This window comes from Bradyrhizobium sp. T-1, from assembly GCF_053592855.1.
The window spans coordinates 3,558,592-3,584,097 of the sequence record NZ_CM132115.1; the positions used below are offsets into that span (position 1 = coordinate 3,558,592).

A 25,506-nucleotide genomic window follows, 5' to 3' on the forward strand; every position below is an offset into this window, starting at 1 on the left:
GTCGCTCGCTTGTCGCAATGACAGATCATGGAGCCCATCATGTCCGTCACCGTCTTCATCCGCTACCAGCTCGATCCGTTCAAGCGTGCGCAGTTCGAGGAGTATTCGAAGCGCTGGCTCACCATCATTCCGAAATGCGGCGGCGACCTGATCGGCTATTTCATGCCGCATGAGGGCACCAACAATATCGCCTTCGCGCTGATCGGTTTCGAAAGTCTCGCCGCCTACGAGGCCTATCGCGCGCGGCTGCGGCAGGATGCCGAAGGCATGGCGAACTTCCACTTCGCCGAGGAGAATAAATTCATCCTTGCGGAGGAGCGCACCTTCCTGCGCAAGGTGGTAGTGTAGGCCACCAACGCGAAGGAGACGCCCATGATCGCCGTGATCTTCGAGGTCTGGCCCAAGCCGGAACATCGCCAGGACTATTTCGACCTCGCGGCCGATCTGAAGCCGCTCCTGCAGACCATCGACGGCTTCATCTCGGTCGAGCGGTTCGAAAGCCTGACCGAGAAGGGCAAGATATTGTCGGTATCGTTCTGGCGTGATGAGGCCGCCGTCCAGGCCTGGCGCAACACGATGGAGCATCGGCGCACCCAGGCCAAGGGCAGGGCGCGGATCTTCGCCGACTACCATCTGCGTATTGCCAGCGTCATCCGCGACTACGGCATGAACGATCGCGAGCAGGCGCCAAAGGACAGCCGCGCCGTGCACGACGCGCACTAGCGTGTTCGCGGGCGCGCACTAGCGCTGCCCTGCACGCGTCCCTATCTCTGCGCGGCCAACAAGGGAGAGAAACATGCATGTGACGACTGCTGACAAGCGCGCGACGTTCAGGAAGATGCACGAGAGCGGTTGCTTCATCCTGCCCAATCCGGTCGATGTCGGCAGCGCCAAGGCGTTGCAGCATCTCGGTTTCAAGGCGATCGCCTCGTCGAGCGCGGGCTTTGCCTGGACCATCGGCAAGGCCGACAACCGCGTCACCGTCGAGGATGTCTGTCAGCATCTGGCAGCACTGAGCTCATCCGTCGACATCCCCGTGAATGCGGATTTCGAGGGTGGCTTTGCGATCGAGCCGGACAAGGTCGCGGACAACGTCGAGCGCGGTGTGCGCACCGGCGTTGCCGGCCTGTCGATCGAGGATTCCACCGGCGACAAGGACAAGCCTCTGTACGATCGCGCGCTCGCGGTCGAGCGCATCAAGGCCTCGCGCAAGGCGATCGGCGACAGCGGCACGCTGCTGGTCGGCCGCTGCGAGGCGTATCTCTGGGGTGTCACCGATCTCAAGCTCGTCATCGACCGGCTCACGGCCTATGCCGATGCCGGCGCCGACTGTCTCTACGCACCGGGCCTGAAGACGCGCGAGGATATTTCCGCGGTGGTGAAGGCTGTCGCACCAAAGCCGTTCAACCTGCTGATCGGTGCCTCCGGCCTGTCGTTGAAGGAGGCCGAAGATCTCGGCGTGCGCCGCATCAGCGTCGGCGGCTCGCTCGCCCGCGCCGCCTGGGGCGGCTTCATGCGTGCAGCGAAGGAGATGGCGGAGAAGGGGACGTTCACCGAGCTTGCCAGCGGCTATTCCGGCGGCGAGCTCAACAAGATGTTCAGCTAGCGCCACAACAGGCCAAACGAAAAGCGGCGGGACCTCTCGATCCCGCCGCTGTCGCATCGTGTTGCAAATCGCTACTTGGCGCCGTCAGACGGGGTCTGCGTATCCGGCGCCGGCTTTGCAGCGGGCGTGTCCGCCGGAGCGGCCGGCTTGCTCGGCGCGGCGCCTGTGGTTACGCCGGGCGCTGCGTTGTTGCGCGGCGTCACGTCGCGCATGCCGGGAGGCGCGGCCGGATTGGCCGGAGCCGTCTGCTGCGCTGTCTGCGTTGCAGGCGTATTGCTCGCCTGGTTCCCCGTGGTGGTGTTGTTGAGGCCATAGAACACGGCGCCCAGCACCAGGGCTATGGCCACGGCGAACAGCGCGACCTTGCCACTGGAGGCGGGGCCTTCACCCAGCTCGGGATCGGCCTGAAGGTCGGAATCCCGGCGCGCCGCGCGAAGGTACTCATCGTCGGCGAGGTTCGGGCGGTACGGATCGTTGGGAAAACGGTCGTCAGCCATCGATTGGGTCTCCTCGTTGATTGCGTCCTGACAACCCTCAGCTGCGAGATTCTGTTCCGCGCGCGTTATGCTTTCGTCGCATGTTGCCCTCAGGCGAGGAATCGGGAACCTGTTCCCCTGGGAACCCGGCGCGTCGGTTCCGTGGAGGAAGAAGGGAACAAGGCGATGTGGAGCCTGCCGCCGACCGATAGCGTGTTGCATTTCCTCTCGCTGGTTGCCGTGGCTGCGCAGGGCATGACCGCCGCGCTCGCCGCTGGGCGCCGCAGCATGGACTGGCTTGGCGTCTGCTTCCTCGGCTGCATCACCGCGCTCGGTGGCGGCACGCTGCGCGATCTCTTTCTTGGGCACTATCCGTTGGCCTGGGTGCAAAATCCGATCTATCTCGCGCTCGCCGGCGGCGCGGCCTTCCTCACCATCCTGTTCGCGCGGCTCGTGCATCGGCTGAAGCTTGCCTTCATCGTGCTCGATGCCATTGGCCTCGTCGTTTTCACCATGACCGGCTGCGACGTCGCCTGGCAGATGGATGCCTCGCTGACGATCGTGATCGTCTCCGGCATGGTGACGGGCTGCGCCGGCGGCGTGCTGCGCGACGTGCTCTGCAACGACGTGCCGCTGTTGTTTCGCTCCGAGCTCTACGCCAGCGTCTCGGTGGTGACGGGACTGTTCTACGCCACCGCGTTCGGCCTCAAGCTCAACGCCGAGCTCTGGACCATTTTGACGTTCGTCCTCGGCATCAGCTTCCGCCTGCTCGCGGTGCGCTACAAATGGGAGATGCCGAAATTCGTGTTCACGGGGGATGAGGAGCGGTAGCGGCGCTTTCTTATCTCGCCCCGCGTGCGGGGAGAGGTCGGATTGCATCGAAGATGCAATCCGGTGAGGGGGGACTCTCCACGAGTCCCACTGTCACTAGTTTCGCGGAAGCAGCCCCTCACCCTCGTGGCGGTGCGGGAATTACGGCGCTTGCCCGCGCGCCTTCGCCACCTGCGCCGGCGTCACCAGCGGGCTGGCATTGCCCCAGGAATTGCGGATGTAGTTCGTCACGGCCGCAATCTCCTCGTCGGACAATTGCCTGGCATAGCCCGGCATTTCCCCGGTGTTCGGCGCCCGCGGCGTCGTCACGGTGTGCGCGCCGTCGAGGATGATGCGCAAGGTGGAGGACGGGTTGATCGATTGCAGCAGCGCGTTCGCCGGCAGCGGGGGGTAGATGCGTGGCGCGCCGCTGCCGTCGGCTTCATGGCAGGCGATGCAGAGCTTTGCATAGACTGCCTGGCCCGCTTTCATCTCGGCGTCGTCAGGCGGCGTCACGATCGTTTCGCGGCGTGCTGGCGGCAGGCTCTTCAAGTAAACCGCGATCGCCCGCACATCGCCATCGCTCATCTTCGAGGTCGAATTGACGATCACCTCGGCCATGGGGCCGCCGGCGTGGCTCTTGGCGTTGCGGCCGCTTTGCAGATATTCGGTGATGTCCTCCGCACTCCACGACTGCAATCCCGTGCGCGCGGCGCCATCGAGCCGCGGCGCATACCAGCCGCCGAGCTCGCTGCCGGAGAGCGCCTGCGCGGTCTTGTCCGCGCCAAAATAGTTCTTCGGCGTGTGGCAGGCGCCGCAATGGCCGAGACCGGTGACGAGATAGCCGCCTCTGTTCAATGCCGCGCTCTTGCTCTGGTCCGGCTCGAACAGGCCAGGTGTGAAGAACAGCAGGTTCCAGGCCCGCATCAGGCTGCGATAGCCGAACGGCCAGCGCAGCTCCGGCGGCTTGTTGCGGCGGGCGACGGGCGCGAGCGTGCCGAGATAGGCGCGGATCGCCAGCGTGTCGTCCTTGGTCATTCGGGTGAAGTACGGGTAGGGGAAGGCCGGGTAATAAAGCGAGCCGTCCGGCGCGGAGCCATAGCGAACGGCGCGGGTGAAATCGGCATCGCTCCAGCCGCCGATCCCGGTGTCGCGGTCCGGCGTCAGGTTCGGGGCATAGATCGCGCCGAACGGCGTGTCGATGCGCTTGCCGCCGGCGAACGGCTTTGCGGGATCGGCGGTGTGGCAGCCCGCACAGTCGCCGGCCTCGACCAGCGTCCTGCCGTAGGCGATCAGCTCGGGCGACGGCTCGGCCGCGACGGCTGCGCTCGCAACCGCACTGCACAAGACCAGGCCAGCGAGAATCCTCCGCATCATCGACCCTTCTTGCTGCGACTCATCAGCCCGTTCGCATCATATGGCGTCATGTCATTTCGCGGCGCCGGGCTATGGTGACACAAATTGAAAATCGCCAATGCCTTTCCGGCCACGAAATTGCGTTTTTTTCCCGCCGCTGCGGAAGCTCCAGATTTGTGATGCGCCGCGTTAAATATCCGACATAGAGTGGCGCTGATGGTCGGCGCGCCCTAGCTAAAAACAACGGGGAGGCAACGGCTTAAGCGGACGTAACGCGACAAAGACCTGAACAGGGCGGCAAAGAGGACGACATGGGCATCAACCAGGGTCCGATCAGTCTCGATCAAAAATACACCCAGGACACCGGCCATATTTTCACGACGGGCATCCAGGCGCTGGTCCGCCTGCCCATGGCCCAGATTCGCCGCGACCGCGCTGCGGGGCTGAACACCGCGGGCTTCATCTCCGGCTATCGCGGCTCGCCGCTCGGCGGTTACGACCAGCAGCTCTTTGCCGCACGCAAGCACCTCGAGCAGTACAACATCAAATTCCAGCCCGGCGTGAACGAGGACCTGGCGGCGACCGCCGTCTGGGGCTCCCAGCAGCTCAACCTCTCGCCCGGCGCCAAATATGACGGCGTGGTCGGCATCTGGTACGGCAAGGGCCCCGGCGTCGATCGCTGCGGCGACGTGTTCCGCCATGGCAATGCGGCCGGCTCCGCCAAGAACGGCGGCGTGCTGTGCCTCGCCGGTGACGACCACGGCGCCAAATCCTCCACCGTTCCGCATCAGTCCGACCACGCCTTCATCTCGGCGCTGATGCCGTATCTCTATCCCTCGAGCATCCACGAGATGATCGAGATGGGCCTGCTCGGCATCGCGATGTCGCGCTATTCAGGCTGCTGGGTCGGCATGAAGGTGATCACGGAGACGGTGGAGACCACCGCCGAGATCGACCTCACCGACGAGATGAAGCCCTTCATCATTCCCCCGGATTTCGAGCTGCCGCCCGGCGGCCTCAATCTGCGCTGGCCCGACGATCGTTTCGAACAGGACCGGCGCCTGCAGGACTATAAGGGCTTTGCCGCGATCGCGTTCGCGCGCGCCAACAGGGTCAACCGCGTCACCATGGATTCGCCGAACGCCCGCTTTGGCATCATGGCCTCAGGCAAGAGCTACGAGGACGTGCGGCAGGCCCTGCGCGAGCTCGGCATCACCGAAGAAGTCGCCGCCAAGATCGGTCTCCGTCTCTACAAGATCGGCATGCCCTGGCCGCTGGAGCCGGAAGGCGTGCGCCAGTTCGCTGTCGGACTCGAGGAGATCTTCATCGTCGAGGAACGGCGCGAGATCGTCGAGAACCAGGTCAAGCAGGAGCTGTTCAACTGGCGCGACGACGTCCGTCCGCGCATCGTCGGCAAGATGGACGAGCATGACAAGCGCTTCCTGACGTTCTCTGCCGAGCTCAGCGTCGCCTCGCTCGCGACCTCGCTGACCGAGCGGCTTCTTAGGCTTAATCTCAACCCCGAGATCGCGGAAATGCTCCGCGCCAAGGCCGACTGGTTCAACGGCCGCCAGGCGACCCAGATGGTGCCCACCGCGCCCGTGTCCCGAACTCCCTACTTCTGTTCCGGCTGTCCCCACAACACATCGACGAAGGTCCCCGAGGGCAGCCGCGCGCTCGCCGGCATCGGCTGCCACTTCATGGCGCTGTGGATGGACCGCTCGACCGAGACCTTTACCCATATGGGCGGCGAGGGCGTGCCGTGGGTTGGCATCGCGCCCTTCACCAACGAGAACCACATTTTTGCCAATCTCGGCGACGGCACCTACTTCCACTCGGGCAGTCTCGCCATCCGCCAGTCGATCGCCTCCAAGGCCAACATCACCTACAAGATCCTCTACAACGACGCGGTCGCGATGACCGGCGGCCAGCGCCACGACGGCGATCTCTCGCCGCAGAAGATCATGGCCCAGCTTCACGCCGAGGGTATCAGCGAGATCTATCTCGTCTCGGAATCGCCCGACACCTATCCGGCCGATACCATCGCGCCGGGCGTGAAGAAATACCATCGCGACGAGCTTCAAAATGTCATGAAGATGTGCCGCGAGTTCAAGGGCACCTCGGCTATCGTCTTCGTGCAGACCTGCGCCGCCGAAAAGCGCCGCCGCCGCAAGCGCGGCCTGATGGAGGATCCGGCGCGTCGCGTCATGATCAACCCGGCCGTTTGCGAAGGTTGCGGCGACTGCTCGGTGCAGTCGAACTGCATCTCGGTCGAGCCGCTGGAGACCGAGTTCGGTCGCAAGCGCGCCATCAACCAGTCCGCCTGCAACAAGGATTATTCCTGCCTCAAGGGCTTCTGCCCGTCCTTCGTCACCATCGACGGCGGTGCGCCGCGCCACCGCGCGCCGGCAGAGCTCAGCGACATCGGCGAGTTGCCGGAGCCGGCCTCGCGCCCGACGCTCGATAAGCCCTATAATATCGCGGTCGGCGGTGTCGGCGGCACCGGCGTGCTCACGATCGGCGCGCTGCTCGGCATGGCCGCTCACATCGAGGGCAAGGCCTCGATGATCCTCGACATGTCCGGCCTCGCGCAAAAAGGCGGGGCGGTGCTCAGCCACGTGCGGCTCTCGGACCATCCGGCCGAGGTGACCTGCTCGCGCATCGTCACCGGCACCGCCGACGTCGTGCTCGCCGCCGACGAGGTGGTCGCGGTCGCCAAGGACACGATCTCGCTTTGCGATACCAGCCGCACCCGCGGCATCATCAACAGCCACGTCATTCCGACCGCGGATTTCGTCCTCAACCGCGACTTCAACTTCCAGACCCGCAAGCTGACGGGACTGTTGGAGACGGCGCTGCACAAGGACTCCGTCTTCTTCGACTTCACCAAGCCGGCCGAGCAACTGCTGGGCGACTCCATCGCCACCAACATGATGATGATGGGCTACGCCTATCAGAAGGGCCTGTTGCCGCTGTCCGCGGACTCGATCGAGCAGGCGATCGAGGTCAACGGCGTCTCGATCAAGATGAACAAGGAAGCCTTCCGCCTCGGCCGCCTCGCGGTCGCAGACCCTGCGCGCCTGGCCGAGATGCTGAAGGGAACCGACGAGGTCGCCGCGCCGAAGACGTTGGACGCCATGACGCTCGACGAAGTCATCGAGCACCGCGCCAAGCATCTCACTGCTTACCAGAACGGCCGCCTGGCCAAGCGTTACCGCAAGTTGGTCGACCGGGTGCGCGACGCCGCCGTGAAGGGGGCCTATGGCGATGCGCTGCCGCGCGCGGTCGCGATCAATTATGCCAAGCTGCTGGCTTACAAGGACGAGTACGAGGTCGCGCGGCTCTTCACCGACGGCGCCTTCGCGCAGCAGCTCCGCGATCAGTTCGAGGGCGACTTCAAGTTCAGCTTCAACCTGGCGCCGCCGATCCTCAGCCGCGGTGTCGATGCGCTGGGCCGTCCGAAGAAGCGCGCCTTCGGCCCGTGGATGCTGAAGGTGTTCGGAGTGTTGGCGAAGCTCAAATTCCTCCGCGGCACCCCGCTCGACATCTTCGGCCGCAGCGCCGACCGCAAGCTCGAGCACGATTTGATCGTCGGCTACGAGAAGGACGTCGCCACCGTGCTCGGCCTGTTGTCGCCGGTCACGATCGACACGTCGGTCGAATTGCTCTCGCTGCCCGACCGCATCCGCGGCTACGGCCCGGTGAAGGAGAAGGCCGTCGCCGACGCCAAGGCCCGCTACGCCCAGCTCGCCGCCGATTTGGCGAGCCCGCCGCCCGCGCCAAGGCAGATCGCGGCGGAGTAGGGTGGTCCCGTGGGGTGGGCAAAGGCGCTACGCGCCGTGCCCACCGTCTCGCCGAAATTGTGCCGAAGACGCGGGCACACTTCCGCCTTCGCTCTTCGAGCTACGGACAAGTCGCTTTGCCCACCTCGCGATTTCCCGTTTGAAATCAACCACCGTTCTACTGTGCATGGGGTTGTTTTCAGCAAAAAGAGCCTCTTCCGATAAATAGAAAATCGCTTGTGCCGTCGGGCAAAACACCTTTAGGGTTTTGGCCGTCGTGGAGCGGTCTCAGTGCATCCTTCGAGGCTCCCGGCGCGCGATGCCTTGCATCGCGTCAGTCGCGCCTTGGGATGACGGATTGAGTAAGCACTTGCGCCAACCCGCTACGCTCTCGCCCGACGGAATATTTCCGCGCTTGCCAATCAGGCCGGTGCGGTTCAGAAAAAAGAGCTAAGAAGAAACGCGAGCGGAGACCTCTGTTTTGACCATCAAGGGCAAGGCCTACATTGCCGGGATCTACGAACACCCGACCCGGCATGCGCCGGACAAATCCACCGCCCAGCTTCATGCTGAGGTCGCCAAGGGCGCGATCGAGGATGCCGGCATCAGCAAGGATGATGTCGACGGCTATTTCTGCGCGGGCGATGCGCCGGGCGGCGCCTGGCCGATGGTCGATTATCTCGGGCTGAACACCAAGAAGCTCCGTCACGTCGATTCCACCGAGACCGGTGGCTGTTCCTACATCATCCATCTCGGTCACGCCGCTGAAGCGATTGCGGCGGGCAAGTGCTCGATCGCGCTGATTACGCTTGCCGGCAAGCCGCGCACCGGCGTGATGCCGCCGCGCGCGGCGGGTGCGGAAGCCGATTTCGAATCCGCTTACGGTGCGACCACCCACAACGCCTATGGCATGTGTGCCATGCGCCATATGCACGACTATGGCACCACGAGCGAGCAACTCGCCTGGATCAAGGTCGCGGCCTCGCATCATGCGCAATACAATCCGCATGCGATGCTCAAGGACGTCGTCACCGTCGAGGACGTCCTGAACTCGCCGATGATCTCCGATCCCCTGCATCGCATGGATTGTTGCGTCGTCTCCGATGGTGGCGGCGCGCTGATTGTGACGACGCCCGAGATCGCCAGGAGCCTGAAGAAGCCGCTGGTCAAGCTGATCGGTCACGGCGAGGCGATGAAGGGGCCGCGCGGCGGCAAGGATCTCGATCTCACTTACTCGGCCGGAATCTGGTCCGGGCCGCGTGCGTTCGAGGAAGCCGGCATCACGCCGAAGGACATCAAATACGCCTCGATCTATGACAGCTTCACCATCACGGTGCTGATGCAGCTCGAGGACCTCGGCTTCTGCAAGAAGGGCGAGGGCGGCAAGTTCGTCGCCGACGGCAATCTGATCTCGGGCGTCGGCAAGCTGCCGTTCAACACGGATGGCGGCGGCCTGTGCAGCAACCATCCCGTCAACCGCGGCGGCATGACCAAGATCATCGAGGCCGTGAGGCAGCTGCGCGGCGAGGCGCATCCGAAGGTGCAGGTCAGGAATTGCGATCTTGCCATCGCCCACGGCACCGGCGGCCTTTTGGGTGTTCGCCACGCCGCCTCGACGGCCATTCTGGAGCGCGTGTGATGGTAGATGCAAAGAAATATCCAGCCCCGGTGACCAATCCGGAGACCGCTGCGTTCTGGGACGCGGCCAAGCAGGGCAAGTTCATGATCAAGCGCTGCACCGCCTGCGGTGAGGCGCATTACTTCCCGCGCTCGATCTGCCCGTTCTGCTATTCCGACAAGACGGTGTGGGAAGAAGCCTCGGGCGAAGGCACGATCTATACCTATAGCCTGATGCGGAAGTCGCCGACCGGCCCCTACGCGATCGGCTACGTCACGCTGAAGGAGGGACCGTCGGTGCAGACCAATTTCGTCGACTGCGATCTCGACAAGCTGAAGGTCGGACAGAAGGTGAAGGTGGTGTTCAAGCCGACCGATGGTGCGCCGCTGCCGTTTTTTACGCCGGCCTGAGGTTCTTCCCTTCTCCCCCGTGGGAGAAGGTGGCGCGAAGCGCCGGATGAGGGGTATCGCTCGGCAGAGAGAGTGTTCAACGCGGGAGCAACCCCTCACCCAAACGGGCGTGTGGCCGGCACCTCGTAGCCCTCTCCCACAAGGGGAGAGGGCGCATCAATGAGCGCCGGTGAAATTCCGGGGAGGAAACCAGAAAAATGTCCGCCAGATACGAAGAACTCAAAGGCCTGAAAAACATCGGCCAGAAATATTCCTACAGCGATCGTGAAGTCATGCTCTACGCCTACGGCATCGGTCTCGGCGCCGATCCCATGGACGAGAACGAGCTCGCCTTCGTCAACGAGGGCACGTTCACACCGCGGCCGCTGAAGGTGGTGCCGACCTTTGCGTCCGTTGCGGCATGGGGCTCTGGCCCCGGCGAGATGAACCTCAATCGCGTCATGGTGGTCGACGGCGAGCGCGACATCACCTTTCACCAGCCGCTGCCGGTCGCCGCCAACATCACCGCCGACTCCACAGTTGTCGAGGTCTACGACAAGGGCAAGGACAAGGGCGTCGTCATCAGCCATCAGACCGTGCTGAAGAACGAGAAGGGCGAGAAGCTCGCAACGCTGGTTGCCTCGCGCTTTGCCCGCGGCGACGGCGGCTTTGGCGGTCCGAACCTGACCCAGCCCGATCCGCACAAGATCCCGACGCGTAGCCCCGACAAGACCATCGACATCGTCACGCGCCCCGACCAGGCGCTGGTCTATCGCCTCTGCGGCGATCGCAACCCGCTGCACTCCGATCCGGAGTTTGCCAAGAAGGCCGGCTTCCCGCGTCCGATCCTGCACGGCATGTGCACCTACGGCATCACCTGCCGTGGCGTGTTGCAGACCTTTGCTGATTACGACGCTTCCGCCTTCCGCCAGCACGTCGCGCGGTTCTCTTCGCCGGTCTATCCCGGCGAGACCGTCACCATGGACCTCTGGAAGGACGGCAATACGATCTCGTTCGAAGCCAAGGTGAAGTCGCGTGGCGTCACCGTGATCAAGAACGGCAAGACGGTGCTGGGTTAGGCCCTTCCGTCATTCCGGGGCGCGCGAAGCGCGAACCCGGAATCTCGCGCTACAACCTCTGGATTCCGGGTTCAGCGCTGTGGGCTGCCCCGGAATGACAAATACAAACAGGGAGAAGCCACCATGGGACTACTCGATGGCAAGGTTGCGCTGATCACCGGTGCGGGCGGGGGGCTTGGTGAGGCCTATGCAAAGCTGTTCGCGCGGGAAGGGGCCTCGGTTGTCGTCAACGATCTCGGCGGCCCCCGTGACGGCTCCGGCGCCGACAAATCGATGGCGCAACTCGTGGTGGACGCGATCAAGGCCGAGGGCGGCCAGGCGGTCGCCAACGGCGCCGACATCTCCACCATGGAAGGCGGCCAGTCGGTGTTCGACGACGCCATCAAGCATTTCGGCCGCGCCGACATCCTCGTCAACAATGCCGGCATTTTGCGCGACCAGACCTTTCACAAAGCCAGCGAGTCCGACTGGGACAAGGTGATCAAGGTCCATTTGAAGGGCACCTTTTGTTGCACCATGCCGGTGTTTCGCTGGATGCGGGAAAACGGCGGTGGCGTCATCGTCAACACGTCCTCGACCTCCGGCCTGATCGGCAATTTCGGCCAGACCAATTACGGCGCGGCCAAGGGCGGCATCTGGGGCCTGTCCAACGTGCTGGCCATCGAGGGCCGGAAATACAACATCCGGATCTGGACGCTGGCGCCGGGCGCGCTGACCCGCATGACCGCAGACCTGCCCCGCTATAAGGAGAACCCAGGTGCGGCTCTGGGACCGGACGGCATCGCGCCGGCCGTGCTATACATGGTCAGCGATTTGTCGGGCGACCAGACCGGCAAGGTGCTGGGCGTGTCCGGGCCCCGCGGCGTGCGCGAAATGCGGATGATGGAAATGGAAGGCTGGAAACCGCCGCACTCGGGCTGGAAAGCCCAGGACATCGCAGAGCATGCCAAGGAGATCTTCTTCTCCGAGGAGCAGATCAAGATGGGCGCGCGAAGGTTTTAGGCCATGGTCGTTCCGGGGCACGCGAAGCGTGAACCCGGAACCTCGAGATTCCGGGTTCGGCTCTGCGAGCCGCCCCGGAATGACAAAAAGTGAGAGACAAGGACGACGATGAAACTCACCGCCGATGCCAAGGGCACTTTTGCAATCGCGCCGACGCCGTTCCACGACGACGGCCGCATCGACGAGCGCTCGATCGACCGCCTGACCGATTTCTACGAGGAGGTCGGTTGCGACGGCGTCACTGTGCTGGGCATCCTCGGTGAGGCGCCGAAGCTCGATGCCGCCGAGGCCGAGCAGGTGGCGGTGCGCTACGTCAAGCGCGCCAAGAAAATGCAGGTGATTGTCGGCGTCTCCGCGCCGGGCTTTGCCACCATGCGTTCGCTGGCCAAGGCCTCGATGGACGCAGGCGCGGCCGGCGTGATGATTGCGCCGCCGCCCTCGCTTCGCACCGACGACCAGATCACCGGCTATTTCAAGCAGGCGGCCGAGGCCATCGGGCCCGATATTCCCTGGGTGCTGCAAGACTATCCGCTGACGCTCTCGGTGGTGTTCACGCCGGCCGTGATCCGCAAGATCGTCATGGACAATCCGAATTGCGTCATGCTCAAGCACGAGGATTGGCCGGGTCTGGAGAAGATCTCGACCCTGCGCGGTTTCCAGAAGGACGGCTCGCTTCGTCCGCTCTCGATCCTCTGCGGCAATGGCGGCACGTTCCTCGATTTCGAGATGGAGCGCGGCGCCGACGGCGCCATGACCGGTTACGCCTTCCCGGAGCTTCTGATCGACGTCGTGAACCTCTCCAAGGCCGGCAAGCGCGATGCGGCACATGACATCTTCGACGCGCATCTGCCTCTGATCCGCTACGAGCAGCAGCCCGGCGTCGGCCTGACCGTGCGCAAATACGTGCTCCAGAAGCGCGGCATCATCGCCTCCAGCGCCCAGCGCAAGCCCGGCGCGACGATGACGGCGACGGCGAAGGCCGAGGTCGATTATCTGCTGTCGCGCGTTGCCCGTTTCGACAAGCGTGCCAATCTCGGCCCGCAATCCAGCGCCGCGGGTTAGTTGAATGCCCGAGACATCAGCATCGCGTCCCGCGTCGACGATCCTCCTGCTGCGCGACGGCGCGAAGGAGATGGAGATCTTCATGATGGTTCGCCATCATCAGATCGAGTTCAACTCGGGCGCGCTGGTGTTTCCCGGCGGCAGCGTCGATGCCGGCGATCAGGAGATCGTCCAGCGGTCAGATCTGTATTCGGGTGGCGACGGGCTTAGCGAAGCAGACCGTGGTTTTCGCATCGCCGCGGTCCGCGAGACCTTTGAGGAGAGCGGTATTTTGCTGGCGCGCGCGAAGGACTCGGGCGCGCCGGTTGATGCGAAGCGAGCCGGCGAGATCGCCGATGCGCACCGTGTCGCGCTCAACGAGCACAAGATCAGCTTCCTGAGCATTTTGGCCGACAACGGCCTGCAACTCGCGCTCGACACGCTCGTGCCCTATGCGCACTGGATCACGCCGGAGGGCATGCCGAAGCGCTTCGACACCTGGTTTTTCCTCGCGGCGGCACCGCCCGATCAACTCGGCGCGCATGATGGCCGCGAGTCGACCGACTCGATCTGGCTGTCGGCGCGCGAGGCGGTGGAGGGAGGCGAGAGCGGCCGCTTCAAGCTGCCGTTCCCGACCACCCGCAATCTGATCCGACTTGCCAAGCAGGGTAGCGTGAGCGCCGCGCTCGATCATGCCAAGGGCATGTCCATCGTCACGGTGATGCCTGTGATGACCAAGACCGAGAGCGGCCGTCAGCTCCGCATTCCCCGCGAGGCCGGCTATGACGGCGAGGTGTTCGAGGTCGGCGCGGTCGGCTAGCACACTTCGACATCAACCGAAGTATTTGTGACCACGCGCGCGTTAAGTTCCGTCCTGACAACGGGACGGAGCGCGCCATGGAGAACCGACAGGACACCAACATCGCCGTCGAGCTCGCGCTGCTGGTCGCGCTCGCGACGCTCTGGGGCGGCTCCTACACCTTCATCAAGCTCGGCGTCGCCACCATCCCGCCGGTCACGCTGATCGCCGCGCGCACGGCGATCGCGGGTGTATTGCTCCTCATCATCATGTGGGCGCGGGGCGTCCGGATGCCGACCGATGCTGCAACCTGGCGGCGCTTTGCGTTCCAGGCCGTGCTCAACAGCGTCATCCCCTGGACCCTGATCGCCTGGGGCGAGCGCCATGTCGGCGCCGCGCTCGCCACCATCCTCAACTCGGCCGGACCGATCTTCACCTTCCTGCTCACGGCGATGGTCACCCGCCACGAGGCGACGATGCCGCGAAAGTTGTTCGGCGTGGCCGCTGGCATGGCCGGCATCCTGCTGATCGTCGGCGTCGATGCCTTCCATGACATCGGCAGCGGTATCATTGCGGAGGCCGCGATCGTCGCCGCCACCATCTGCTACGCCTGCGCCGCGATCTTCGGCCGGAGCTTCAAGGGCCTCGATCCCATGGCGCCCGCCGCCGGCTCGCTGCTGGCGGGCGCGGCCGTGCTGATCCCGGCCTCACTCGTGAGCGAGCAGCCCTGGACACTGTCGCCCTCGCTGAGCTCGGTCCTGGCGTTGCTTGCCCTCGCGACCTTTTCGACCGCGGCGGCGTTCGCGATCTATTTCCGCCTGATCCAGACCCTCGGCTCGGTCGGCACCACCGCCCAGGCCTATCTGCGCGTCCCGATCGGGGTCGCGATCAGCGTTGCCTTCCTTGGCGAGACCCTGAGCCAGACCGCTTGGGTTGGGCTCGCCTGCGTCGTCCTTGGCGTCGCCGCCATGACCATCCCGGTCCGGCGGCCGACTGCAGTTAAACCATCATGAAAAACAGCTCGTTCCAGCCGGCGGAGGCATGTTCCCCCGGAGGGGCGATACAGCGTATATTGGGCGGGAATGGAGTCCGGTTCCGCCCCAATGTCTGTCGAAACGCCGCCAAATCCGCCGCCGAAGCGATCATTTTCGCTGTCGATCGGCCAGATGACATTCGGCAGCTTCATCCTGGTCCTGGCGGTCATCATCGTCACCTCGACCGCCAGCGTGATCGCCATCCGGCATATCGACGCCACCTTCGCCGAGCTTCAGCGGCTGCAAAGCGTCGGCGATCTCGCCGAAGATATCGACCGTCGCATGAACGACTTGCGGCTTGCCGCACGTGACTTCGTCACCGATCCTGGCGCGGGCATCCAATTCAAGCAGGTCGGCGAGGCCGCCTCGACACTGAGCGAGATTCTCAAGAAGACCCGCATCGAGCTCGCTCCCGAGCAACAGGACATGATCGATGGTGTGTCCGAGCGGCTGGCGACATACCGCAGCGGGTTGGAGCGGATCTCCACCCTGATCGACCGGCGCGCGCAATTGCTTGCCGGGCTGCCGCCGCTGCGCGACCAGTTCGATGCGGCGGTCTCCGAAGGCGGGGATCGTGAGCTTGCCGCCCGCCTGTCGGAAGCCCAGAGCCGGATCGCGCTCGGGCTGCTGGCGCGCAATCCATCCGCTGCCGAGCAGGCCGCGCAGAGCATGCGGACGATGGAGATCGCCGATAGCAGGTTGAAATCGGCCGTCAACAACTACGCCGATGCCATCATCGCGGTCGCCGTTCGAGAACGGCAGATTGCCGACATCGACCGCGAGGTGCTGGGAACCGAAGGCAGGCTGATCGGTCGCGTCACCGAATTGCTCCGTGACGTCAGCGACCGTCGCGGCCATGTGCTGTCGCGCGATTTCGCCCGGACGCTTGCGGAGGCGCGATGGCAGAGCATCGTGCTCGGCAGCATGGGTGTCTTGATCGGCATTCTCGCCGCCGGATTCGTGGTGCGGCGGACGGTGCGTCCGCTGGCTCAGATCGCGCGCTCCATCCGCGCCCTTGCGGCGGGCGAGAAGAATACGTCGATCCCGTCGGCCGACCTCAACAATGAGATCGGCGACATCGCACGCGCCGCCGAGGTGTTTCGTCGCGCACTCGAGGAGGCCGACATGGCCCGCGAGGCGGCGGTGCGCGCGCTCACCGAGCAGCGGCTGGCGGAAGAAGGCTATCGCAAATTGTTCGAGGGCTCGGTCGACGGCATCTACGTGACGACGCCGGCCGGCGATCTCCTCAATGCCAATCCGGCGCTAGCGCGGATGATGGGCTATGATAGTCCGCAGCACCTGATCGACAGCATCAACGACATCGCCCACACAATTTATGTCGACCCCAAGGCGCGCGAGGAGTACCAGCGCCTGATGCACCGCGACGGCATGGTGCGCGAGTTCGAGTATCAGGTGCGCCAGCGCAGCGGCAACATCCTCTGGCTCTCCGACAGCGCAACCGGCGCGCGGGATGAGCAGGGCGCGATCGTCCGCTACGAGGGTACGCTGCGCGACATCACCGATCAGAAGCGTGCGGAAGACGCGATCGCCGAAGGCCGGCGTCTGCTCCAGCAGGTTATCGACACCGTGCCCGCTGTCATCAACGTCAAGAACCGCGACCTCCGTTACGTGCTGATGAACCGCTATATGGCCGGCATTTTCGGCATCGAACCCGGCGACGCGCTCGGCCGCACCACCGCGGATCTGATGTCGCGCTATGGCGCGGCGAAGACCGACGAGAACGACAAGCGCGTGCTGAGCTTGCGGAAAGGTCTCGGCTTCTACGAGGAGGAGTACAAGGACGCATCCGGCAACATGCGGCAATGGCTGGTCAACAAGCTGCCGCTGCTCGATGCCGAGGGCGAGATCGAACGGATCGTTACCGTGGCGCTCGACATTGGTGAGCGCAAGCGCGGCGAGCAGGAGATGCGGAAGGCCAAGGACGCGGCCGAAACCGCGCTGCGCAATCTACGCGAGACCCAGGCCTCGCTGATCGAGGCGGAGAAGCTCGCGGCCCTCGGACGCCTGGTCGCCGGCGTTGCGCACGAGGTCAACAATCCCGTCGGCATCAGCCTCACCGTCGCTTCCGCACTCGAGCGCAAGACGGCAATGTTCAGCGCCGACGTCGAACGCGGCGAACTCCGCCGTTCGACCCTCAACGACTACCTCAACACCAGCCGCGACGCATCCTCGCAGCTCGTCTCCAACCTCAATCGTGCGGCCGAGCTGATCCAGTCGTTCAAGCAGGTCGCGGCCGATCGCAATTATTCGGACCAGCGCAGCTTCGACCTCGCCGATCTCACCGAGCAGGTGGTGATGAGCCTGCGTCCGGGCCTGCGCAAGCAGAACCTGACGCTCAACGTCGAGTGCCAGCCCAACCTGACCATGAACAGCTATCCCGGCCCGTACGGCCAGGTGCTGACCAATCTGTTCCTGAATTCGGTGGCGCACGCCTTCCCGGACGGACGTCCTGGCATTATCGACATCCAGGTGCGCGAGTCCGGCAAGGACAATGTCGAGGTCATCGTCTCCGACAATGGCTGCGGCATGTCGCTCGACGTGCGCCGGCGCGCCTTCGATCCGTTCTTCACGACGCGGCGCGACCAGGGCGGTACCGGTCTCGGGCTGCACATCGTCTACAGCATCGTCACCAACCGGCTTGGTGGACGGCTCGACCTCGATTCCGAGCCGGGCGGCGGCACGCGCATCCAGATGATCCTGCCGCGCACCGCGCCGCTGGAGCAGGCCGCCGAATAGCTTTGTCTCTAGTCGGCCTCTGCGAGCTTGTGCAGGGTGGCGCCGAAAATCAGGCTGGCCTTGCCGACCAGCGCCGTGCCGGTCATTTCCGCGCGCGTGTCCGTGTAGGTACCGCTGACGCCGATCCCGACAGGGGCAGGGCCGCCGAACAGCGGATTGTCATCGCCGCGCGGCGAGGTGTGCCGCTGCACCAGCACTTCGCCCTTGAAGGTGTGGTCGTCCTTCACCACGTAGCTGCCCGTGTAATAAAGGTAAGCATCGCCGCCAAGGATCTTGCCGTCGCGAAAAAGAATCACGCCGCTGCCCTTACCGACTCGGCCATCGAGCAGGCTCACGTGAATCGAATAGAGGCCGTTCTTCATAACGTCCCGTCGGCCGGCCGCCATCGCCCAATGGCGTAACCGGTGAAGCTTTTATGCCAAAGCCCAACCCCTGGCGCAACGCGGCAGTTTTGCCGGCGGCGGTGTTCCGTGCCGGCACGAGAACCGTAGTCGTCCCGGCTTGTCTGTGACGCAGATATGACGGTCTCATCATGCAGCGAGGCCAGTCGTTGCGAATCAGAGTTGGCCCGCGAAATGCATGAAAATCGTTGCACTGGCCGCGGGGTGCTGGAGCAAGACAAACGTGAGCAACTGGATCGATTCCGGCGGCGACAAGCCGCGTCTGTACAGTGCGCGTCCCACGATTTGCGAAACACAATGGCGGCGGATTGGCCGTCGCCCGCGGTGGCGAAGCGCGGCAAGCCTTGCTTGCGCGCTGACGCTGGTCACGTTGGTCGCGCCCCTCGGGCACGCACGCGACCGCGGACAGTTCGTCAACACCAGCACGGAGCTGAAGGCCTGGTTTGACGGCTTGCGCAGCGGCAAGGGGCCATGCTGCTCCGACGCCGACGGTTCGGCGATCTCGGACTCCGATTGGGAGAGCAAGGACGGGCACTATCGTGTCCGCATCCCGCGCCTCGGCTACGTCATCGAAGGCAAGCAGCAGGAGCTTGTCTGGGTCGACGTGCCCGAGGAGGCCGTAATCTCGGAGCCCAATCGGGTCGGACGTACCATGGTGTGGCCGATCTACGGCTATATGGGCGTCACCATCCGCTGCTTTATGCCCGGTAGCATGACCTAATGCGGCAGCAAGCTCGCTTGGCGCGATGGTCCGCGTCAGGTGTACTTCTTGTCGCGCTCGAGCAGCTCAATGGAAATGCCTTCGGGTCCGCGGATGAAGCAGATGCGAACGCCGGGCCGGATCGTGGTGGGCTCGCGCGTGAGCGTCACGCCTTTCGCCTTGATCTCGGCGGCGACTGCGTCGATGTCCTTCACCGTGAGCCCGAAATGGTCGAGGCCCTGATGCGGGTGCGGGGGCGGCGGGCTGACGGCGCTGTCGCCTTCCAGCGGTGCGATGAAGATCTTTGCGCCGCCGAGGTTGACGTCGATCCGCCCCGGTGCGTGCACGATCTCGCCACCGAGGATATCGCGCAGCCAAGCCGCGGTCGCTTCCGGATCGGGGCTGCGCAGATGGATATGATCCCACGTGACGACGACTGGCATTTCGATTCCTCTCGATAGGGGCTTCGCGATGTTGCAACGCATGTTAGCGATCACGAACGATGATCGCCACCGTGGCTCCTATCCGAGATTCGCGCGGTCGCGGGAACCTTAGTTCGTCTCACGGATTGAAGACGTAGGCGGGTAACGCACCCATGAGCGCAGGGTTTGGCCGGATCGGGCTGGGAAGCTTCGTCGCGAAGGGCGAGGAGCCGTCACGGTCCGACCCCGCTTCAAGCGTTTGGGCTAAGCGAGGTGTTTTGTCGCTGCTGGCCGGGATCGTCATTGGGGGGGCCGCCTGGCTTCTGATGCCGCCCTCCGAAGGCAATGTCGCGCAAACCGAGCCGGTGAAATTGGCGCTGGCAAGTGTCGATCCAGCTCCCCCGATGATTGCTTCGGATACCTCCGCTGCGGAGGTTGCGGGTCTCGACCGGATGAAGATCTCATCGCAGACTTGGCGCCGTGGCGGGCTCGGCTCGAAGGCGCTGGTGACCTTCACCGTGCGAAACGACAATGACTATGCCGTAAAGGATGTCGAGATTGTTTGCGCTTTCACGCGACGCGACGGCGGCCATCTCACCGACCGTAGCCGCGTGCTGGCCGATACCGTCGGCATGAAGAGCCGCAAGACCTTTGCGCGCGTCCCTGTCGGTTTCGTCAATGTGAATGCCGATCAGGCGAAATGTTCGCTGGTCACGGCGCGGCGCGTCTAAAGGACGCGCATTCCGCTAGCGGAAAAGTTACCGTCCTTGCCCCTTGGTCAGAATCTTGGCGTTGCCATTTGAACCAAAGGCTGGGCGCAGGAACCAATTAGAGTATCGCCGGTTAAGGCGAAAGGCCCACGCGGGGATGCGGGGGGCGGAGCGCGGCCAATGCCCATCTTTCGGTATTTCATGTTCGTCGGTGGAGCTCTGCTCGCACTATTATTTGCGGCCGATTTCGTTTGGCCGGTGTCGCCGGCTGCGCAGGTTGTTGCGAGTGCTGGCTACGACCAGCCGCTGATCCGGATTCGGTCCGACCGTCATCTGCCTGATCGTGTGGTGCTCGACACCAGCCAGCCGGCGATGGCCGCTCCGGCGGTGAAGGCGGCAGCTGCCGCGGCGCCCCAGCCGCCGGTACAGGCGGACGCGCTGGCCGAGATGGCGGCGAAGTCGCGGGTGCGCGAGACCTTTGCCCAGTTTACGCCGAAGGCCGATGCGGCCACGGCCAGGAAGGCTGATGCCAAGCCTCAGGCTCAGGCCCAGGTTGCGCAGGTCCAAGCGCCGCAGGTCCAAGCCTCGGCTCAGCCCAAGCGCAAGGTGGCTCGCGCCCATCCGGCGCCGCAGCGCGGCCAGCCGATGATGCTGGTGGCCCAGCAGCCGCATTTCGGCCTTTTCAACACAACTTGGTAACAGTACCTCTGTCTCCCTCTATTAGGGCGGAGAGGGCTTTTTATTGTCTGACCTCTCTGCTAATTCGAACCGATCCGAACGTCGTCGGAGTGCTGGCTTGCCAGCGAACCACCGCGGCGCTTCGGCTTGTGGCCCAATACCCGGGGTCAAGGCGCTCGTAGCTCAGCTGGATAGAGCATCGGATTTCGATTCCGAGGGTCGGGAGTTCGAATCTCTCCGAGCGCGCCATTTGCCAACTGTCCAGCCTTAAGCCGTGGGGCCGACATTGATGTGCCAGCGGAGGTGATCCGCAGTGCGTATCAGTTGGCGGAAAGACCGGTTTGCCGCGCCCGCGCCAGCGTGTCCGAAGGCGCCTCGTGGAAGGTCGCGCGGTAGGCAGCGGCAAATTCGCCGAGGTGATGAAAGCCCTGGGCGCGCGCGCACGTGGCGACTGAGGCGCCCCCACTCCTGAGGAGTTGCGTGCGGGTGGCCCACAGCCGCTTCAAGCGGATGTATTGATGCAGGCTCATGCCGCGCACCTTGCTCACCGCGCTGCTGAGTGTGCGGATCGAAACTCCGAATTCACCGGCAAGATCGGCGGTATAGATCGGAGTGGTCGGATAGGCCGTGACGTAATCGTCGATCTGCTGCACGAGCCGCGCGGATCGAGCGCCTGCGCTCGGCGCGCAGCGCTCTGACAACGGATCAATCTGAAACAGGTCGTCGAAGGCGAGCAGCAGGCCCTCCTGGAGGTGTGCCGCGACCTCCGTGGTCTCGAACATGTGCGGCTCGATCGAGGCGGTCCTGAGGATGTCTTGCACAAGCTGCCGCGCGTAGAGATGGGCGGCGGAATCCGCGATGCGAAGCCACAATGCGTCGGCGCGATCGAACCAGCCGCGATCCCTGAGTGTCGGCGAGAACAAGATCAGCGCATGATAATTGATCTGGGGCTCGACGAAATGACAATGGTGATTGCCGCGCATGGCGATGAAGAAGCGCGAGTCGATATCCATTCCGCTCGAACTGGCGCGCAGATCGTCGCTCATTGGCAGGATCACCATACCGCCCGGCGCGCGGTAGGTGGTCTCCAAGATGCGCGCAAACGACCTCGCGACGATGATCCGGCACGCCGGCAGGTTCACGATCGCTCGCGCCGCGGCGAAATTGGCGACGTCGAGGGGAATGCTGCGAGCGTCTTCCAGGGACTCAGCCGGTCGAAACGCGTCGACATCGGTAAACCGGGTCAGCTGGAGGGCGGAGGACGGGGCGAGAGCGTCGAAGAACATGCGTCTGCCGGATCTTGAAATGTGACAATAAAATGAACGTCGGTACGTGGCCATCAATGGCGAAACACGACGATTCAGTAAACCGGATTCCGGGCCGTAGTATTGCGGACATCATGCCACGACGGGTGTCGGATCAGTGCCAGCGTCAACGGTCCCGGCTCATCGGCTGGCCGGTGGTCAGATCAATGAAATGGAGCCTCGTACAGGCAGGGCAGGTGAAGGACTCAAAGCTCGATCCCTCGTGCCCCTGCCGCTTCTCAAGATGGGTCTGCACATTCATGCCCGTCTGCGGGCACCGGAAAACAATCAAATCGGCCATCGGCACAAAATGACGGCGCGACAAATTACATCTTTGATCTAGATCAGTTTTGGAACGGCGTCAGACCCGCGCCCGCAGCATCTCGCAAAAGCGAAGGGACCCCAAGGGGCCCCTCCAAATCTCACCAGCGGCGATAGCCGTAATAGCCATAGTAACGCGGGCGATAATAACGCGGGCCGTAGTAAGGCCGCGGCCCATAATATCCAGGTCCGTAGCCGTAATAGACGTTCGGCTGCCACCAGCAGCGTCCCCAGGCGTTGCAGACCGTACGGACCTGCTCGACGTTGGAGACCTGCGGCGTTGCAGGTGCCGGCGCAACGGGCATGGCCGACGCTGTCGACGATGCCGCGAGGGCACCGAACAGGGACGCGGCGACGAGGCCGATCTTAAGCTTCATGATGTCTTCCTCCGCTTACGCAATACAGGATATCGAAGTTGTTCTGATCAAATTGTGGCAGAACCGAAATGTAATGCTGATGAATAAATCTTCAGCCAGACCGCCGTAGCCATGATCAAAGCATCGCCAAGCTATCCCAGGTTGGTGCTCATCGCCAAGGGCAGGGCGTTTGCCCACGATCCTTGATCCTGCGCAATTCGCAGGTCCAGCTTCCTCCCTAGTCTCGTCACGTGGACCGTCTTTCGAGGAATTCGAAGCGCAGTCGGACCGGCCGTGCGCGTCGGTTGGAAGCAAGGCGGCCAATTGTTTGGAGCAGTGCAATGAACAAGATGAGGATCGACAAGGGCGACTGGCTCGTCGTGTGCGACGGACGCAAGGCGCTCATCCTGGAAAATCTCGGCGATGAGATGTTTCCGAACCTTCATACCAGGGAGGTTCGCGAGCAGGCCAATCCCTCGACGGCCGCGCAAGGGACCGACGCGCCCGGTAGGCTGCATGCCGCTGTCGGCGGCGCCCGCAGCTCGGCGGAGCAGACCGACTGGCACGACGAGGCCGAACGCACCTTTCTGCGCAGTCTCGCCGAACGACTCGATACCGCACTCAGCGCCGGGGAGACCTCGGCCCTGACCATGGTGGCCTCACCGCGTGCGCTGGGCATGATCCGTGGCGATTATACGGACGCCGTGCGCAGGGCGCTCAAAGGCGAGGTCGGCAAGGATCTCGTCAAGCTGCCGGTCTACGAGATCGAGAAGCAGGTGCTGCTGTCCGGGGCCGTCGGATAGGGCTCCCGTCGCGAGCGACGCCGCGGCGCCCCTCAGTAGCAGGGGTGCCGCCGGCGGTCCTGGCCGACATAAGCGGCTGCGCTCTGGTAGCAGTGGTTCGTGGACGGCCCATCGTAGAAGGCAAAGGTGCCGGGGGTGATACCCGGGCCGTAATTGTGCAGATAGCTGATCGGGTAGGGCAGCGGATGGGCGTAGTGGCGATGATACCGGTGATGCACCCGCGCCTCCGCGAGGCTAGGGGCTAGGATTGCGGCCGATAGGGCAGCAACCGCGGCTACAAGCGTCAACTTGCTCATTTCGATTCTCCGGAACCCGCGCAATTGGTCAGCCATCTATAGCCATTTCGGGCCGCCGGGGCACCCGTCGGAGGGGCGGAAATCGGGGCTGATCCCGCAGATTCCCGGGTGAGTGTGACAGAATTGCCGGAAGAGCGGTCGAAGCCTGCCCATTTTTGGCCTTTTCGGGATGCTTAACGAATTCCCCACACAAGTATGGCCAAAGAGAATCCGCTCAAAGATTCCTCCCGCCGGCTCCTTGGGGTTTTCATTGGGGACTCTTCGAGGCCGGTTCGTTCCTGCAAGGTTTTCACCGTCACGCTGCCATGCGCATCACGCTCCTCAGCCTGCTCTTGCTCTTCGCCGCCGCGCCCGTGCGGGCCGAGCTGCACATCACCCGCGACCACGGCGGCTATGTCGAGGAGTACAAGGCCAAGTACAAGCGCGTTCGTGAGACGGGCGAGCGCGTGATCATCGACGGTATCTGCAACTCGGCCTGCACGCTGGTGCTCGGTATCGTGCCGATGAACAAGATCTGCGTGACACCGCGCGCGAGCCTCGGTTTTCACCAGGCATATTACGACAAGGCTTTTACCTTCGGCATCAAGGTCACGAGCGCGGAGGGGACGTCCGACCTGATGTCCTATTATCCCAATACGGTGAAGGACTGGATCCGCCGCAATGGCGGGCTCACCACCGACATGAAGAAGATCAAGAACGGGGTCGAGCTCTGGAAGATCATCGATCCCTGTCCGGAAGAATGGTGACCGGCTGATCCGAGCCGGCGTCTCCCTCGCAGCGCAGCATCCGAAATTCGCATTGCCGCACCGCGCCCGCTCGGGCAATGAGAGCGGCAATGAACCATAATCAAGATCAGTTGGCCGCGCGGGCGGCGCCGGTGCTGTTCGTGCTGCTCTGGAGCACCGGCTTTATTGGCACCAAATACGTCATCAACAACGCCGATCCCTTGACCTATCTCGCCATCCGAATGGCGGTGGTGGTCGGCTTGATGGCGATCATTGCGGGCATTGTCCGTCCGAAATGGCCCGATCGCATTGGCATTGCGCATAGCGCAGTCGCCGGCATTCTCGTTCACGGCTTCTATCTCGGCGGCACCGCGATCGCGATCGCGCATTCGATTCCGGCGGGACTCTCCGCACTCATTCCGGGCCTGCAGCCGATCCTCACCTCGACCATCGCCAATCGCTGGCTTGGCGAGAAGGTGACGCCGGTGCAGTGGGGCGGCCTGCTGCTCGGGCTCGGTGGCGTGGCGCTGATCCTGCACAATCGCCCCATGACGGGTGAGGCCGGGCTCGGCTGGCTCGCCTCGGTGGTCTCGCTGATTAGCATCACGCTGGGCACGCTTTATCAGCGCCGCTACTGCAACCACATCGACTGGCGCGCGGGGAATCTCGTGCAATATGTGGCGGTCACGATTTTCTTCGCGATCGGCGCCTTCCTGTTCGAGGACCGTGTCGTGCATTGGACGCGGGAGTTCGTGCTCGCGCTGACCTGGCTTGCGGTCGCGCTCTCGATTGGATCGATCAGTCTGTTGTACTGGCTGATCCGCCACGCGGCGGCGACGTCGGTTGCGAGCCTGTTCTATCTGGTGCCTGCGGTGACTGCGCTGATGGCCTATCTGCTGTTCGGGGAAAAGCTGGACGCGGTGGCGATCGCCGGCATGGCGATGTGCGCCGCCGCGGTGTTCGTGGTCAACCGGCGCTTCGGCTCGTAGGGCCGGGCCGCCGGAATACATCCCTGACGTGCAGAAGCGGTCGTGTTAGGCT

Annotated in this window: 26 protein-coding genes and 1 tRNA gene; 20 read left to right on the forward strand and 7 right to left on the reverse strand. The window is 63.9% G+C overall.

Annotation, left to right across the window (positions count from 1 at the left end; all coding sequences use genetic code 11):
- Positions 1–39 precede the first annotated feature (39 nt).
- From ACWAT4_RS17055 to ACWAT4_RS17065, 3 genes are all read left to right on the forward strand, one after another.
- Positions 40–348, forward strand: coding sequence for an NIPSNAP family protein (locus tag ACWAT4_RS17055; protein ID WP_212301569.1), 309 nt, complete (start codon positions 40–42; stop codon positions 346–348).
- A gap of 24 nt (positions 349–372) precedes the next feature.
- Positions 373–723: an antibiotic biosynthesis monooxygenase family protein gene (locus ACWAT4_RS17060; RefSeq protein WP_212428352.1), complete on the forward strand. Its 351-nt coding sequence runs from the start codon at positions 373–375 to the stop codon at positions 721–723.
- A 73-nt stretch (positions 724–796) separates the two neighbouring features.
- Positions 797–1,606, forward strand: coding sequence for an isocitrate lyase/PEP mutase family protein (locus ACWAT4_RS17065; RefSeq protein ID WP_449730966.1), 810 nt, complete (start codon positions 797–799; stop codon positions 1,604–1,606).
- Positions 1,607–1,677: 71 nt separating this feature from the next.
- Here ACWAT4_RS17065 and ACWAT4_RS17070 read toward each other — a convergent pair whose 3' ends face one another.
- Positions 1,678–2,103, reverse strand: coding sequence for a hypothetical protein (locus ACWAT4_RS17070; protein WP_212301566.1), 426 nt, complete (start codon positions 2,101–2,103; stop codon positions 1,678–1,680).
- Positions 2,104–2,268: 165 nt separating this feature from the next.
- On the opposite strand from ACWAT4_RS17070, the gene ACWAT4_RS17075 reads away from it, so the two are divergent.
- Positions 2,269–2,913 (forward strand): trimeric intracellular cation channel family protein, encoded by a 645-nt coding sequence (locus ACWAT4_RS17075; RefSeq protein ID WP_212301821.1) that lies wholly within the window; start codon positions 2,269–2,271, stop codon positions 2,911–2,913.
- Between the two features lie 141 nt (positions 2,914–3,054).
- On the opposite strand, the gene ACWAT4_RS17080 is transcribed toward ACWAT4_RS17075, so the two are convergent.
- The gene (locus ACWAT4_RS17080; RefSeq protein ID WP_449731222.1) at positions 3,055–4,266 is read right to left on the reverse strand and encodes a c-type cytochrome; all 1,212 of its coding nucleotides are present in this window, start codon (positions 4,264–4,266) and stop codon (positions 3,055–3,057) included.
- A gap of 293 nt (positions 4,267–4,559) precedes the next feature.
- On the opposite strand from ACWAT4_RS17080, the gene ACWAT4_RS17085 reads away from it, so the two are divergent.
- From ACWAT4_RS17085 to ACWAT4_RS17125, 9 genes are all read left to right on the forward strand, one after another.
- On the forward strand, positions 4,560–8,051 hold the full coding sequence (locus ACWAT4_RS17085) for an indolepyruvate ferredoxin oxidoreductase family protein (protein ID WP_449730967.1): 3,492 nt from the start codon (positions 4,560–4,562) through the stop codon (positions 8,049–8,051).
- Positions 8,052–8,511: 460 nt separating this feature from the next.
- Positions 8,512–9,669 carry a thiolase domain-containing protein gene (locus ACWAT4_RS17090; protein ID WP_449730968.1) on the forward strand — a complete coding sequence of 386 codons (1,158 nt, stop codon included), beginning with the start codon at positions 8,512–8,514 and terminating at the stop codon, positions 9,667–9,669.
- A complete protein-coding gene (locus ACWAT4_RS17095) occupies positions 9,669–10,058 on the forward strand; it encodes a Zn-ribbon domain-containing OB-fold protein (RefSeq protein ID WP_449730969.1) in 390 nt (129 codons plus the stop codon). The genes ACWAT4_RS17090 and ACWAT4_RS17095 overlap by 1 nt, the downstream gene beginning before the upstream one ends.
- Positions 10,059–10,255: 197 nt before the next feature.
- A complete protein-coding gene (locus ACWAT4_RS17100) occupies positions 10,256–11,116 on the forward strand; it encodes a MaoC family dehydratase (protein ID WP_212428347.1) in 861 nt (286 codons plus the stop codon).
- A gap of 123 nt (positions 11,117–11,239) precedes the next feature.
- Complete coding sequence (locus tag ACWAT4_RS17105) at positions 11,240–12,118, forward strand: SDR family oxidoreductase (protein ID WP_212428346.1); 879 nt, start codon at positions 11,240–11,242, stop codon at positions 12,116–12,118.
- A gap of 108 nt (positions 12,119–12,226) precedes the next feature.
- Complete coding sequence (locus tag ACWAT4_RS17110; protein ID WP_232992465.1) at positions 12,227–13,180, forward strand: dihydrodipicolinate synthase family protein; 954 nt, start codon at positions 12,227–12,229, stop codon at positions 13,178–13,180.
- Between the two features lie 4 nt (positions 13,181–13,184).
- A complete protein-coding gene (locus ACWAT4_RS17115) occupies positions 13,185–13,979 on the forward strand; it encodes an NUDIX hydrolase (RefSeq protein WP_449730970.1) in 795 nt (264 codons plus the stop codon).
- A 77-nt stretch (positions 13,980–14,056) separates the two neighbouring features.
- Entirely contained in the window at positions 14,057–14,971 is a 915-nt protein-coding gene (locus ACWAT4_RS17120) for a DMT family transporter (RefSeq protein WP_449730971.1), read from the forward strand.
- A 90-nt stretch (positions 14,972–15,061) separates the two neighbouring features.
- Entirely contained in the window at positions 15,062–17,749 is a 2,688-nt protein-coding gene (locus tag ACWAT4_RS17125) for a PAS domain S-box protein (RefSeq protein WP_449730972.1), read from the forward strand.
- Positions 17,750–17,757: 8 nt separating this feature from the next.
- Here the strand turns inward: ACWAT4_RS17125 and ACWAT4_RS17130 are convergent, their stop codons facing one another.
- The gene (locus ACWAT4_RS17130; protein ID WP_200473625.1) at positions 17,758–18,111 is read right to left on the reverse strand and encodes a GrlR family regulatory protein; all 354 of its coding nucleotides are present in this window, start codon (positions 18,109–18,111) and stop codon (positions 17,758–17,760) included.
- A gap of 262 nt (positions 18,112–18,373) precedes the next feature.
- On the opposite strand from ACWAT4_RS17130, the gene ACWAT4_RS17135 reads away from it, so the two are divergent.
- Complete coding sequence (locus ACWAT4_RS17135; protein WP_212447400.1) at positions 18,374–18,871, forward strand: hypothetical protein; 498 nt, start codon at positions 18,374–18,376, stop codon at positions 18,869–18,871.
- Between the two features lie 35 nt (positions 18,872–18,906).
- Here ACWAT4_RS17135 and ACWAT4_RS17140 read toward each other — a convergent pair whose 3' ends face one another.
- On the reverse strand, positions 18,907–19,293 hold the full coding sequence (locus ACWAT4_RS17140) for a VOC family protein (RefSeq protein WP_212301555.1): 387 nt from the start codon (positions 19,291–19,293) through the stop codon (positions 18,907–18,909).
- A 152-nt stretch (positions 19,294–19,445) separates the two neighbouring features.
- Between ACWAT4_RS17140 and ACWAT4_RS17145 the strand changes: the two genes are divergently transcribed.
- The 3 genes from ACWAT4_RS17145 to ACWAT4_RS17155 all read left to right on the forward strand — a co-directional run bounded on the left by ACWAT4_RS17145 (position 19,446) and on the right by ACWAT4_RS17155 (position 20,909).
- On the forward strand, positions 19,446–20,003 hold the full coding sequence (locus tag ACWAT4_RS17145; protein ID WP_449730973.1) for a hypothetical protein: 558 nt from the start codon (positions 19,446–19,448) through the stop codon (positions 20,001–20,003).
- Positions 20,004–20,162: 159 nt separating this feature from the next.
- Positions 20,163–20,681, forward strand: a complete 519-nt coding sequence (locus ACWAT4_RS17150; protein WP_449730974.1) for a hypothetical protein — start codon at positions 20,163–20,165, stop codon at positions 20,679–20,681.
- Positions 20,682–20,832: 151 nt separating this feature from the next.
- Positions 20,833–20,909, forward strand: a tRNA-Arg gene (locus tag ACWAT4_RS17155).
- Between the two features lie 71 nt (positions 20,910–20,980).
- Here ACWAT4_RS17155 and ACWAT4_RS17160 read toward each other — a convergent pair.
- Positions 20,981–21,946: an AraC family transcriptional regulator gene (locus ACWAT4_RS17160; RefSeq protein ID WP_212301552.1), complete on the reverse strand. Its 966-nt coding sequence runs from the start codon at positions 21,944–21,946 to the stop codon at positions 20,981–20,983.
- A gap of 440 nt (positions 21,947–22,386) precedes the next feature.
- Positions 22,387–22,662: a hypothetical protein gene (locus ACWAT4_RS17165; protein WP_212301551.1), complete on the reverse strand. Its 276-nt coding sequence runs from the start codon at positions 22,660–22,662 to the stop codon at positions 22,387–22,389.
- A gap of 320 nt (positions 22,663–22,982) precedes the next feature.
- On the opposite strand from ACWAT4_RS17165, the gene ACWAT4_RS17170 reads away from it, so the two are divergent.
- Positions 22,983–23,444: a baeRF12 domain-containing protein gene (locus tag ACWAT4_RS17170; RefSeq protein WP_212301550.1), complete on the forward strand. Its 462-nt coding sequence runs from the start codon at positions 22,983–22,985 to the stop codon at positions 23,442–23,444.
- A gap of 32 nt (positions 23,445–23,476) precedes the next feature.
- Here the strand turns inward: ACWAT4_RS17170 and ACWAT4_RS17175 are convergent, their stop codons facing one another.
- Positions 23,477–23,740, reverse strand: a complete 264-nt coding sequence (locus ACWAT4_RS17175) for a hypothetical protein (protein ID WP_212447395.1) — start codon at positions 23,738–23,740, stop codon at positions 23,477–23,479.
- Between the two features lie 305 nt (positions 23,741–24,045).
- On the opposite strand from ACWAT4_RS17175, the gene ACWAT4_RS17180 reads away from it, so the two are divergent.
- Positions 24,046–24,486 carry a hypothetical protein gene (locus ACWAT4_RS17180; RefSeq protein WP_449730975.1) on the forward strand — a complete coding sequence of 147 codons (441 nt, stop codon included), beginning with the start codon at positions 24,046–24,048 and terminating at the stop codon, positions 24,484–24,486.
- Between the two features lie 89 nt (positions 24,487–24,575).
- Positions 24,576–25,454 carry a DMT family transporter gene (locus tag ACWAT4_RS17185; protein WP_212428339.1) on the forward strand — a complete coding sequence of 293 codons (879 nt, stop codon included), beginning with the start codon at positions 24,576–24,578 and terminating at the stop codon, positions 25,452–25,454.
- The last annotated feature ends 52 nt before the right edge of the window (positions 25,455–25,506 follow it).